The following is a 13,246-nucleotide window of genomic DNA, read 5'->3' as shown; positions in this document are numbered from 1 at the left end:
GACCATTTTTGTATTGGCGGTATGCGGCTGTAATGGCCTGTACCTGTAAATAAATCATACTTTTTTGGGAGGTTTACTTGTGTTATTATTTATCGTTCTAGCAGCCATTGTGGTGCTGCTGCTTCTGATTACGGTTGTGAAGCTGAATCCTTTTGTCGCCCTCATCGTCACGGCGATCGGTACCGGGCTTGCTGCCGGTATGCCTTTGTTCACTACCGAAGATCATACGGGTATCATTGATTCAATCAAAACGGGTATGGGCAATACGCTCGGTTTCCTGGCCGTCGTGCTTGCACTTGGCACCATGCTGGGTAAAATGATGGCGGAATCCGGTGGCGCTGAACGCATCGCCCGGACGCTAATCCGTCTTTTCGGTGAGAAAAATGTCCATTGGGCAATGATGTTCGTCGCATTTCTCGTCGGCATTCCGGTATTTTTCCAAGTCGGCTTCGTTCTGCTCATTCCGCTTGTATTTACGATTGCCAGACAAACTGGCGTATCGCTTGTCAAAATCGGTGTGCCACTTGTCGCCGGCTTATCGGTTGTGCACGGACTTGTTCCTCCTCATCCGGCTGCGATGGCAGCGGTGGGTATTTTCGACGCAGATGTAGGCAGAACCATTTTGTATTCCCTCATTGTCGGGCTTCCGACCGCTATTCTCGCAGGTCCGTTGTATGGCAAATGGATCGGCAACCGGATCCATAAATCCGTCCCTAAGGAAATGGGAGATCAGTTGACGGAGAATGGTGATACGAATAATCTGCCTGGTTTCTTCAATACGTTATTCACGATTCTGGTTCCTGTATTTCTCATGCTCATCGCCTCGATCGCGGATTTGGCTCTGGAGAAAGGCACAATCCTGTTTCAGGCATGCAAATTTGTCGGTGACCCGATCGTCGCGCTGCTTATCGCTACTATCTATTCCTTTTTCAGTCTCGGCTTCTTCCGCGGCATGAGCCGTGACCGTATTCTCAAATTTACGAACGATTGCTTGGCGCCTACGGCTACAATCTTGCTCGTCATCGGTGCCGGCGGCGCATTTAACCGGGTGCTGCTCGATTCGGGCATCGGCGATTATATCGCGGAGATTGCCACTGCCTCACACCTATCGCCAATTCTTCTCGGCTGGGGAATCGCGGCCATGATCCGTGTCGCTACAGGCTCGGCCACCGTCTCGATGATGACGGCAGCAGGTATTGTCGCTCCGATCGCGGCTATTGTGCCGGGTGTAAATGTCGAGCTGCTTGTATTAGCTACCGGCGCTGGTTCACTCATTTTATCCCATGTCAATGACTCCGGGTTTTGGCTCATTAAGGAATACTTCGGCATGACGGTCAAGGAAACGCTTATGACATGGACGGCCTTAGAGACGATTATTTCCGTTGCAGCGCTTGCGTTTATCCTTACGTTAAACTTATTCGTTTAATATCACCCATTCGATTGAATATCCGCTTTACTCGCCGAAGCCCGCGATCGCGGAGCAGGATCCTGACGAAATCTTCCGTGCGGTTATCGGCACAATCAAGCACACGCTGCTGAAAAGCGGTACGGATTCGGACAATGTGCTATGCGTTTCCTTCAGCTCTGCTATGCACAGCGTGATCGCCGTGGATGCCCAAGGAAATCCGCTCTCCAAATGCATCACTTGGGCGGATAATCGCAGTGCGGGCTGGACGGAGCGCATTCGAAACGAGATGAACGGCCATCAGATTTACCTGCGCACCGGTACGCCGCTTCATCCGATGTCTCCGTTATCCAAGCTGACGTGGTTACGGCATGAGGAACCGGAGCTTTTTGCCCAGACACATAAATTCATATCCATCAAAGAGTACGTATTCCATAAGCTGTTCAAGCGGTACGTAGTCGATTATTCCATTGCTTCCGCAACCGGAATGTTTGCTCTCGAAACGTTGAGCTGGGATGAGGAAGCTCTGAATGTTGCCGGCGTTACGCCGGACAGACTGTCGGAGCCGGTGCCTACAACCTTCCGTTTGGAGGGAATGGATGAGCATTGGGCGGCTGAAATGCAGCTCTCCGCTTCGATGCCTTTTGTTGTCGGTGCAAGCGACGGCGTTCTCTCCAATCTTGGCGTCGACGCGATCGATCCAGGTACCGTGGCAGTAACGATAGGGACAAGCGGCGCAATCCGTACAGTTACAGATCGGCCGGTTACGGATCCGAAAGGAAGGACATTTTGTTACGCACTGACGGAGAACCATTGGGTTATCGGAGGGCCCGTCAATAATGGCGGCATGATTTTCCGGTGGTTTCGCGACCATTTCTGTTCCGAGGAAGTGGAAGAGGCTGCCCGGCTGGGCAAGGACCCGTATGAGCTTCTTACTGAAATCGCTTCGCGTGTGAAGCCTGGTGCCGGAGGATTGTTGTTCCATCCTTACCTCGCAGGAGAGAGAGCCCCTTTGTGGGATGCCAATGCCCGCGGTTCCTTCTTCGGGCTAGGTCTTCACCACAGGAAGGAACACATGATCCGTTCCGTCATGGAAGGTGTGATTATTAATTTATTCACGGTGTATATGGCCCTGGAGGAGCTCATCGGCCAGCCGACAAAAATACAGGCTACAGGCGGCTTTGCCAAATCGGTATTGTGGCGTCAAATGATGGCGGATATTTTCGACCAAGAGGTGCATGTCCCGGTCAGCGTGGAAAGCTCATGTTTGGGCGCGGCTATTCTAGGGCTGTACAGCCTTGGCGAAATCGATTCGCTCCATGCCGTCTCGAACATGGTAGGGGGCTCCCATCGGCATATGCCTAATAAAGAAAATAGGCCGGTTTATCAGGAAGTGAGCCGCATGTATGTACGTCTGTCACGGTTGCTTACTGAGGAGTATAGGCATATTGCAGCCTTTCAGAAAAAATGGTTATAGCTTTGCAGTGAAATATTTTCTAAAACGTCAACAGTCAAAAGCATAGTAAGTCATTTGAAGCTTTGCGAGAGCATAGCTTCTTGTTTTTATAGTCTGACGACTACCCCCTCCCCCTAGTTGTTCAATTCTTAAATCATTTTATATAGGTGAGTTCCAGAATGTGGTACGATTATTAAAAAGATCGTATGGCGAGGTGCTTGTTTATGAGGGTATTGTTTTGCTCCGATGTGTTTAATGATCGTCAGGTTGATGCAGGCTATGAGACTAAGTATGAAAAGGGCTAGAAACCCGAAAGCATCGGTAAATAGGTTTCGTAGTATCTTCAAGAACTTTTTTTGTATAAAAGTGGTGTACAGCTAGAAGAATGAAATTAACAAAATACACAATCTGTTAAGTTGATGAAAACACATACTGATAGCTTGAAAGTGAATTCTATCTTGTTTCCTTCACGGATGATGATAAGCCGATTAGCCGTGTACAAGCTTGGAATATTATTAATGCTGAAGTGCGGGATGCCGGCATTTAGGACTCGACTGGGACACACAACAAGAAACAAAATTCCATCCGCCGGTTTGGCGGATGGGGTCGACTTTTTGCGATTTGGTCATAAAAGTCCTTGCGAAATCAGTCGTTGAAGCGAGAAAGCTTGCCGAAACCCCTCTGCTAGTCAGAAGGACAAAGAATGGGAACGAAAACAGTTAATTGTGGTTACTCGAGGATCTTTCGCACAACTTTCCGATGGGAGCCAAAACTGCCTCCAAGCTGTGTTTTTGGCCCAAAAGAAAGGGATTCAGTTTTCGCACCAAGTTTTTAAAGAGGGTCATAACCATATGTTGTAGCTTTTGCCTTCGTCTATTGAGGGGGAAAGGTCCTAAAGATGTAGCTTACTTTCTAACAGCACAGATAAACAGTGATCAGATGTCTTGGAATGATCCTGACACGCATCACTCAGCTATTGTTCTTGTAGTGATTTATAAATTTGTATTGCATTTCACAGTAATCAACAAATGTGATGAAGAACATCAATACCTTCATACGATCCATGATGATTTCATTCGGATGCGTGACAGAGTTTCGTGTTAGCCTTGTGTAGGTCGCATAGATGGTTGAGCTGGATTTGTCGAGAGAAGCTGCTAGCTTTTTAACTTCGGGGTCGCCAGTCGCGTCAATGTATTTCTTCCGATAACTGAGATACGTGTCGTACTTTGCAGATATACCCCAGTTACTAGACAATTCCCTTAGGTATTTAGTTTGAAGCAACGGAATCTTTTTGTTCAAGAAACTACCATAATTATCGACCAAATGTTCAATAATGACTTCTCCGGCAAGTCCGATGTTGATCATTGAAGAATTTACGCAGTTAGCATTGAAACATTTCAGCGCTTCTGTCACATAAAAAGTGATCCAATCGTCCATGCCTTGGATGGTTTTTAGTTTTGTCAGGTATCCGCCCTCATCATAAGGAAGTACGTCTATCTGTTTAATGCACTCTTTGCCATACTCCGTGACATGGAAATACGGAAGATCATCACCGTAATTGCCGTAAGCGCCGGGGGCGATTACACCCTGCAATATCAAGTTATGAAACTCCTGATATAACTTTAGAATTTCCGAACGCTTGAGATTAGTCGTTGACCCTTCAAATAAAGTAAATCCGCTGCCGCCCCATGCTGCCGCATGAATCTTTATCTTTTCATTTTCGGGTTTGATCTTTTTTACAATCAACAACCCGTCTAACAAGCGGTATAAATCGGATTGTGTTCCCTGATATCCGTAATCTTTAAACGTCTTTCCTTCTGCATCAATATCTTTTCCCTCGTATGCCAGCACCTCAAGAATTAGGTTTCGCATTTCTAGGTTCGATAATTCTTCAACGTACCCCATGGTCTCGCCCCTTTACTTAGTACAATATAGATGATCCACTTTGATCTGGAGTAACATCACTTTCAGAAAACGAAACCACCTCATCACTATTCGCCATATGGGTGATATTTCCTTCTTATTTTATAGACCTTGGCTGCCACGGAAACGATTCGGCAGCCTTATTAAGTTATTGGGAGTAATGTTTAATTCCACATAAAGGAAACAAGCGGAAGTATGTTGAATTATTATGTTAAAAAGACTATTCCATAAATGGAGGTGCTAGATATTAATAATCAGTTAGGAACTTTTGAAGAAGTTGTAACTTCACGGCCACGGCTAAAACAATTAGTTATTAGAAATTTTCGGGCGATAGGCAATAAGCCTGTTACAATTGAGTTGGATAAGATTGTGGTTCTAGTTGGTCCAAATAACGTGGGTAAGAGTTCTATCCTACGTGCATACGAAGTTGCGATGTCGGAAGGCTCTAATGAAGCTATACTTTTGCTGGATGATTTCCCCGGAGGTATTATTAAAAATGATGCAAACCCCGAAATAGAGCTACACACAATTGTTCATGATAATGCTCCAGGATCAAGATGGATTTCGATAGACCCCATTACACTTGAGAAGATAGTAATTGAGAAGTGGACATGGTCTTCACCCGGCCCTCCTAAGCGGCAAGGATACGATATAGACAAGGGAATGTGGGCTGATGATGGTGTTCCTTGGGGGGCTGCAAATATAGCTAATTCCTATCGCCCTAAACCACATCGTGTTGATGCTTTTTCAGATCCAAAAATTCAGACGGATGCTATTGTTAAGTTGCTGTCAGATGTTATTAAAGAGAGAGTGAAAAGTGTTCAAGAACAGTCAGAGGAAGAATCTCAGTACAAACAACTTCTCAGAACGATAACAACGTTAAGACAGCAAGTGGTTATTGAATCTAACACTCATATTGAGAAAATAGAACTACAGGTCTCAGGATTGCTGAGTGAGGTATTTCCTGGTTATGTAGTCAAATTCGATCCTCGAACTGAAGAAGATGTAGAAAATGACCTTAATTTATTTAACAAACTTAACAACGCTCAGCTGAAAATGGGCTATGCTAACGGTGGTCATTTAAGCACACTAGATCGTCAAGGAAGTGGGGCACGGCGCACATTATTATGGAGTGCTCTAAGAATGATTGCAGAATCTAATATAGCAAAAACAGCAAAAAAAGGTGCAAAGAAAGAATTACCTGAGAACGGGACAATTCGACCACATGTGCTTTTGCTAGATGAACCAGAATTATGCCTTCATCCTACTGCAGTAAGGGAAGCATGCCGAGTACTATATGATTTACCCAACACTGGTAATTGGCAAGTTATGGTCACAACACACTCGCCTGCTTTTATTGACGTCTCTCGAGATAACACGACAATAATAAGAGTTGAACAAATAGATGGGGAAATTTCAGGAACAACTGTGTTTCGTCCAGAAAGGGCAAAATTAGACAATGAAGACCGAGCACGCTTAAAGCTGTTGAATATCTTTGACCCATATGTTGCAGAGTTCTTTTTTGGAGGGCGATGTATTATTGTCGAGGGTGATACTGAGTATACAGCGTTAAAACATATTATTGCTTCAAAACCGGGGATGTATAATGATGTACATATTATTAGGGCAAGAGGTAAGGCGACTATTGTATCTTTGATCAAAATACTTAATCACTTCGGATCCAGTTATTCCGTTTTACATGATAGTGATACCCCAACTACAATGCGAAAAGGTAAACTAATTAAAAATCCAGCTTGGGCTCTTAATGAGAAGATATATAATGTTGTAACCGATCGACCAGAGACATCAAAGGTGAGGCTTTTAGCTTCATTGGGAAATTTTGAGAAGGCTTATTTTGGGGAAGAAGTCTGTAATGAGAAACCCTACAACGCAATTTTGAACCTTCAGCAAAATAGCAGTGCATTCAAAAAAGTTGAGTCACTTCTTGAGGCTCTGCTTGATCACAGCAAGGAACCACCTTATGGGGCTCTTCAATGGATAAGCATTGCTCAATTAGAGGAGTTTGTCTCTGTTTTTACGAGTCAAGATTTAGTTGCGGCCGGAGATGATATTACTTCTAATTAAAAGTTAATTAGTTGAATTTCGTTCTGAGCTGCTATTATAAAACCGGATTTCCTTAACAGTAAGGGTCCGGTTTTTTCATGTAATGAATTGTTTGGCGTACGGTTTTTTCCGTTTTGAGATCCTCCCTAGATGGGGTAGTACCAGTGTAGCTGACATCGCCTGCAAACGCATAGATTAAAATGGTAAAATAAGTTGTTTACATCAATAATACGGTCATAAATGGGGTAGGCTGTCGATACATCCAACGTAAGGCCATAAAGCCGTCCCTGTGACGGCTTTTCTTGTTTTACAATAAAATAGATGTGCAAATATGAAAATATGTATTTACATATTACATATACCGAATTACTATAATAATATAAAATGAAGGAGGTTTCCTTATGGCTAAAGATAAAACAATTAGCTTCAGCTTAGACCCCGAGTTAGCTGAAACATTTGAACTTGCGTTAAAACTGAATAAGGACAATTCAGATGATCTATTTACACGTTTGATAATTCAATACGTTTCAGATAGTTTCTCGAAGGCTTCCAAAGCTTTTAATGTACAACCTACTGTTAGAAGTAGTTATCTGAACGATGAGGACAGTAATTTTGCGAAAGCTAATCGGAAAATTCCAACTTGGGCTCGTAAACCTCAACAAAATAATCATAGGATAATAAAAGCCTATTTTGAACTCGAGGAAGAAATGGGAACCGTTACAGTTGAAGCATTAGCTGAAAGGTGCAGCAACAAAATTGCTTATCCTGATACATACTCAAGTGATTTCAGAGGGAATTTCGCTCAAATGAAAACCGATGCTAGCAATTCTCATGGTAAAGTCTTTGTTGTGAATAATGACGTTGTTGAAATATGGGGTGAGATAATGAATGTGTTAATGGAAAACAAGCATCTATTCATTTTAAGTAAGAGGACGAAAATCACTAACGAGATGGTAGAATTCGCATACATATATGCTAAGAGAGTTTATTCAGGAGAATTAACAAGAAATGAAGGGAAGACAGAAGTATCAAAAATCACTGGAATGAATGAGGGTTCTGCACAAGATATTATTGGTGATTTTTTAGCTATGATAGAAGGTAAGGAATATCGTCGGACAATGAGTAATTATGGAACAGAATATTTTCTGAAAAATATCAAAAATGATTTTGGAGATAATGCTTTTAAATTAGCTCTTGAAGCAACTGAAAAACATATCAAGTATTATAATTCACTTGGATATGGTCAATTAAAGGAAAAGGAGAACATAGTTAAAAGACTTAGGGAATCAGAATAATCATCCTGCTGTTAAGTACATATGGAATGAACTCACCTCCCACAACTATAAGGAAAAGCATAGCCTTATACATACTATAATTTGGGGCTGCATGCGAGCATAATTCAAACATATATTTATTGTGCTTCTATTTGTAAGAGAATCAATTATCAATTATTATATCTAATTTTTGGGGGTTATTATGGGTAGTAAGTATATCACAGTAAGTAAGGCCGAAGCGCACTGGAATTCTTCGGGGACCCGCATATTGAAGTATTCACTTGAAATGTATCATGATGGATTAAAAGAACATAAAATTGTATCCGCTCTCGAGTTGGATATTCTTCAGAATAAAGTGAAACTGCAAACTGAAAAATGGATTGAAAAATGGGATGTTGCCGAAACGAAACGAAAAAACCACGCAGAAAAAGAAGCGAATAAAGAAGAAGCTATTCTGAGAACCGAAGAAGCTGAAGAGGCACTTAAAGAAATCGAGATATTGTTGATTCATACATTAAGTATTAATGATACAGTTAACTGGGAGAGTTTAAAAAAGAAAGAGAGTTTCTCGGAAAATTCACCTGTTCAACCAATTCCCAAGTTGAAAAAAGAATATCCAGAGCAACCTAATAAAGAGCCTATTGTTTTATCTTTTGTTGAGAAATTATTTAAATCGAAAAGAGAAACAGCAATAAAAGTGTATGAAAATCGGTATGATGCATTACTTTTGAATTGGGAGGAACAAAAAGCTGAAGTAGACACATTTAACCTATTGTTGGAACAGGAATTTGAATTGGAAACCAGTAATTGGAACAATGAAGTCGAGGAATGGACAAAGAGAAAGAATGAATTTGATAAGCAAGAAGAAGAATTCAACAGAAAAATTGAAATAATGAAGGACTCTTATCTCAATCAAAATCCAGACTCTATTGTGGAATATTGCGACATGGTTCTATACAATTCAAAATATCCGGAGTCGTTTCCCAAGAGTTATGAATTGGAATATAATCCGGAAAACAAAATATTAATTGTCGAATACCAGTTGCCGTCGATCTATTGTTTTCCAACGCTCAAAGAAGTGAGATATATTGCAACCAAGAACGAACTTAAGGAAGGACATATATCTGGAATACAGTTGCAGAAGATGTTTGATGAAGCCATGTATAAAATAACACTACGAACCCTTCATGAGATTTTTGAGGCAGACGTGGCAAATGCGATTGAAGCCATTTCGTTTAACGGTTGGGTTAAAGCCATAAACAAAGCAACGGGTAAAGAAGAAAATAACTGCATTCTCACAATCCAAATAAAGAAAAATGAATTTTTGGCTGTCGATCTGGCGAATGTTGATCCGAAAACTTGTTTTAAAAATTTTAAAGGTGTAGCAAGTAGTAAGTTAAGCTCGCTAACGCCCATTCAACCTATACTTCAGATTAACAAAGCAGATAGAAGGTTTGTCGAAAGCTATGAGGTAGCAAACCAGTTAGATCAGTCAACGAATCTTGCGGCAATGAACTGGGAGGATTTCGAACATCTTATTCGCGAACTTTTCGAAAAAGAGTTTGCATCTAATGGTGGAGAAGTAAAAGTAACGCAAGCGAGCAAAGATGGTGGTGTAGATGTCGTAGCATTCGATCCGGACCCAATCCGGGGTGGGAAAATAGTTATACAAGCCAAACGGTACACGAATACTGTAAGCGTATCGGCTGTTAGGGACTTATACGGAACAGTATTAAACGAGGGAGCCACCAAAGGGATTCTTGTTTCGACAGCTGATTACGGACCAGACGCATACGAATTTGCAAAGGGTAAACCTATCACTTTGTTGAACGGTTCTAATTTATTGCACCTATTAAGCAAGCATGGACATCACGCGAAAATTGATATACGAGAAGCAAAGAAAATACTGGCCGAGAACAACTAAACATAGCATCGGCGAATTGTGGTTTTGCACAAGCCATGGCTCGCCTCCACCATGAAAACCCAGTCCGAATGAGGGCTGGGTTTTTCTGTGTCCTAAAATTGTAGACGGATTGTTGACATCAAAAAATAGATGTCTATTTACTATGCTCTGTCAATTTATTATTTCTATAACATTTCCAGCTATCGTATCAGTCTAAAAAACGATCGTTTTTTAGACTTTATATACATCAGATTAAAATACCCTTGATTGGTCATTGTTTCAGTCTATTAAATCGTCTAATATTCAAAGTGTATTAAAAATGCCAATTGAGGGTTTAATAGACAAAAGGAAATTTGAATGCATCAGGTACACGCTCAGTCTTTATTTCGTGTGCAGAGCAAAGACAAAGGACATTTAGAAGGCTAGATGGAGAATAAGGTTGAGACGTATGCTAGATTATAGCAGCGTCTTTTTCATTTCAAACTATTGCTATAGAGAATTGAGAATCAATTGTCCTCGAAGAAGGACTATTGTACTATTTTGTCGAAATCTACCAAAGGTAATTATTTCCGACTTATAGAGATACCAGGTACTTAAGAAATTGACTCCACAATTCATTTCAGTTAGTCCCAAGCAATCCTAACTGAAAGTAATGAAACTAGACTATGAGAAGTAGAAATAGCCACAACATTTTAATTGAATTGGAAGAGTCAATCAACTAGGAGGATCAGATGAGCGAGAAACAAATATCAACGACAGCATTAGCAAAAGAACTGGGGTTACAAGCAAAGCACCTATTTCAATCTTTAACGGACGCAGGATGCATTCAAAGAGAAAATGAGGCTTGGGTATTAACCAATAAAGGTGTTGAGTTGGGCGGAACAATGAAGAGCCATCCTCAGCATGGTACCTATATAGCGTGGGATGGAAAGATAAAAGAATATCTTTCAGAGATTGGTGGTTCTGATAAATTATTAAGTGCAATTACACTGAGTAAGCATTTTAATATTTCAAAATTTAGAATTAACCCAATCTTATCAGAGCTAGGAATGGTTCAAAAAAATGTAAAAGGTTGGATCGTAACAAAGCTTGGAGAAAGCCTAGGTGGAAAACAATTTGAATATGAGCAAACGGGAGTCCCTTATGTTTGTTGGGATTCAAGTATTCTGACAAACAAAAGGCTTCTCGAAACCTTCCAGTCTGTTCAAGGAACACCGGCGGAAGATATTAAAGAAGATAAGCAGCCTTCTAGTTCTAATTTTCGTGATAAGTTTGAGGCAAAGCATCGTGCAGCCGATGGTCACTATGTTCGTTCTCGTGCAGAAATGTTAATTGATAATTGGCTGTATATGTCTGAGATCGTCCATGCCTATGAACGGAGATTACCAGTGGAAGAAGAGGTCTATTGTGATTTCTATCTTCCAGTTGGAAAAGTCTATATTGAGTTTTGGGGTCTTGAGAACGATGAAAGATATGTAGAAAGAAAAAAAGAAAAGATAAAGGTTTATTCAAAATATGGATTTAACTTAATAGAACTTGTTGATAGTGATATCCAGAACCTTGATGATCTATTACCCAAGAAACTTTTAAAGTTTGGAATTCAAGCGTACTAAGAATAATATATTAAATACTTATTGATCTTATATAACTTTACTTAAGAAGGGGTATTTCCGTTGAATAACGAACTCGCTCAATCAATGAATCAAAGTTTATTAGCTCCATTAATCTTTATATTCATGTGCATCCTCTTCTTCTTATTTCTGGGAGCAGTGTTGTATTACCGATTTCTCAGCCCTTGGATACCAGAAAAGCTTGCGAACTTAGTTGGGTTTGCTGGATCTGCTTATATTTTAATGACCTGTGCAAATCAATATGAAAAAATAAAAGCATAGTTGCTTCTTGGAATGTAACAACTATGATTATCGTCATGTTTATCTTGATAGTCACGATTGGCGTTGTTACACGTTTAATTCCAAGTAAAAAGAAACAGAAAAAGAAAGTAAATCGAAAATCAAATAACAGTGTTAAATCCCAACGACAGCATTCAAAGCAAAGTAGACCGGACCAAGAAATTTTAAACAGTTCATTAGAAAGTATGTCTGGTGCTGAATTTGAACGATTACTCGCCCTCTATTTCCGAGATCAAGGATTTACGGTTCATGAAGTCGGTATTGGTGGTAGAGATGGTGGTGTAGACATCATCGATCAGAGAGGTGAGAAAACAGCGGTACAGGCCAAATGTTATGCAAATCACAATTTAGTTGACGTAAAAGTTGTACGAGAATTGGTCGGAGCTAAGCGAAACCATGATTGTATTCTGACTCTTCTAATCACAACATCGGATCTAACCGGGCCAGCCAGAACAGAGGCAGAGCAGTTTAAAGTTGATTATTGGCACGGAGGAATAATAGAACAAAAACTAAAATCATGGGGCAAATGGAAACCGGGGAATAAGGAGTCTAAGAAAATACCGAAAACAGTGAAACCCACAATTTCTGAATTACAGTCAGCTCAAAACCAACTAGCTGTGTCATCCGACTCTACTTGCACGTGTGGAGCTCCAATGATCAAAAGAAAGAGCAGAGAAGGAAATGAATTCTGGGGTTGTACATCATTTCCTAAATGTAGGCATACAAGATCAATATAGACATTTTCCGTCATTTTCACCGAAGATTCACTCAAAGTCAGTAAAAGACCCCTTGACTTGATTTAAGCCCAATATGTAGAAAAAGCAAAAAAGTCTATCTGATAGTTTGGAGCGAAATAATATGACACTGCCACAAGAGCTAGCTTTGATATTTCGGAGCCGACAAAAATCCTACAAAATGGTCTTAATTCTATCTATTATTGATGAATATAAAGAGTCTTTCAATCGAAGGTTACCGCTCAACCAAGCGGCTGGATGACTCATCTCTATTTGTGTCAATGTATTATCTTTTACTTAGGAAACAATGATTCGCGACTTATACACATAGATGAATTGGTATCAAACCAAGCTGGCGTTCTTATTTCGGGGGATGATGTTAAGAACCCCCTCCCCTAGTTGTTCAATTCTTAAATTATTTTATATGGGCGAATTCCAGAATGTTGTACGATATGCGTACGAGCTGGAAACCGTGATTTATAGAGGGTGGATGATGAAGCCTGAGAGCTATGAAGCTCTGCACAACGCTTTGAAGCAAAAGAATCTCCTAATAGATGTTCATCTTTATAATAAAATT

8 protein-coding genes and 1 pseudogene are annotated in these 13,246 nt (G+C 40.7%); 8 read left to right on the top strand and 1 reads right to left on the bottom strand.

The window, feature by feature from the left end; genetic code table 11:
- Positions 1-79: 79 nt before the first annotated feature.
- On the top strand, positions 80-1,426 hold the full coding sequence (locus AC1DLI_RS07925; RefSeq protein WP_477601265.1) for a GntP family permease: 1,347 nt from the start codon (positions 80-82) through the stop codon (positions 1,424-1,426).
- A gap of 4 nt (positions 1,427-1,430) precedes the next feature.
- Positions 1,431-2,882 (top strand): annotated as a pseudogene (gntK, locus tag AC1DLI_RS07920) (gluconokinase); the annotation flags it as partial.
- A gap of 948 nt (positions 2,883-3,830) precedes the next feature.
- On the opposite strand, the gene AC1DLI_RS07915 reads toward gntK, so the two are convergent.
- On the bottom strand, positions 3,831-4,766 hold the full coding sequence (locus AC1DLI_RS07915; protein WP_477601263.1) for a hypothetical protein: 936 nt from the start codon (positions 4,764-4,766) through the stop codon (positions 3,831-3,833).
- 249 nt (positions 4,767-5,015) lie between these two features.
- On the opposite strand from AC1DLI_RS07915, the gene AC1DLI_RS07910 reads away from it, so the two are divergent.
- From AC1DLI_RS07910 to AC1DLI_RS07885, 6 genes are all read left to right on the top strand, one after another.
- Positions 5,016-6,869 carry an ATP-dependent nuclease gene (locus AC1DLI_RS07910; RefSeq protein WP_477601261.1) on the top strand — a complete coding sequence of 618 codons (1,854 nt, stop codon included), beginning with the start codon at positions 5,016-5,018 and terminating at the stop codon, positions 6,867-6,869.
- A 380-nt stretch (positions 6,870-7,249) separates the two neighbouring features.
- A complete protein-coding gene (locus AC1DLI_RS07905; RefSeq protein ID WP_477601259.1) occupies positions 7,250-8,143 on the top strand; it encodes a hypothetical protein in 894 nt (297 codons plus the stop codon).
- A 181-nt stretch (positions 8,144-8,324) separates the two neighbouring features.
- On the top strand, positions 8,325-10,046 hold the full coding sequence (locus AC1DLI_RS07900; protein ID WP_477601257.1) for a restriction endonuclease: 1,722 nt from the start codon (positions 8,325-8,327) through the stop codon (positions 10,044-10,046).
- Positions 10,047-10,756: 710 nt separating this feature from the next.
- Positions 10,757-11,638 carry a glycerol kinase gene (locus AC1DLI_RS07895; RefSeq protein ID WP_477601255.1) on the top strand — a complete coding sequence of 294 codons (882 nt, stop codon included), beginning with the start codon at positions 10,757-10,759 and terminating at the stop codon, positions 11,636-11,638.
- A 60-nt stretch (positions 11,639-11,698) separates the two neighbouring features.
- On the top strand, positions 11,699-11,917 hold the full coding sequence (locus tag AC1DLI_RS07890) for a hypothetical protein (protein ID WP_477601253.1): 219 nt from the start codon (positions 11,699-11,701) through the stop codon (positions 11,915-11,917).
- 23 nt (positions 11,918-11,940) lie between these two features.
- On the top strand, positions 11,941-12,672 hold the full coding sequence (locus tag AC1DLI_RS07885) for a restriction endonuclease (RefSeq protein WP_477601251.1): 732 nt from the start codon (positions 11,941-11,943) through the stop codon (positions 12,670-12,672).
- Positions 12,673-13,246 lie beyond the last annotated feature (574 nt).

It is taken from the genome of Paenibacillus sp. 01T443, assembly GCF_056398325.1.
This window is presented reverse-complemented; position numbering and strand designations above follow the sequence as displayed.

Bases quoted from the DNA above. Each gene is read 5' to 3' on its own strand.
- AC1DLI_RS07895 (WP_477601255.1), top strand. From the start codon at position 10,757: ATGAGCGAGAAACAAATATCAACGACAGCATTAGCAAAAGAACTGGGG.
- AC1DLI_RS07885 (WP_477601251.1), top strand. From the start codon at position 11,941: ATGATTATCGTCATGTTTATCTTGATAGTCACGATTGGCGTTGTTACA.
- AC1DLI_RS07910 (WP_477601261.1), top strand. From the start codon at position 5,016: ATGGAGGTGCTAGATATTAATAATCAGTTAGGAACTTTTGAAGAAGTT.
- AC1DLI_RS07905 (WP_477601259.1), top strand. From the start codon at position 7,250: ATGGCTAAAGATAAAACAATTAGCTTCAGCTTAGACCCCGAGTTAGCT.
- AC1DLI_RS07900 (WP_477601257.1), top strand. From the start codon at position 8,325: ATGGGTAGTAAGTATATCACAGTAAGTAAGGCCGAAGCGCACTGGAAT.
- AC1DLI_RS07915 (WP_477601263.1), bottom strand. From the start codon at position 4,766: ATGGGGTACGTTGAAGAATTATCGAACCTAGAAATGCGAAACCTAATT.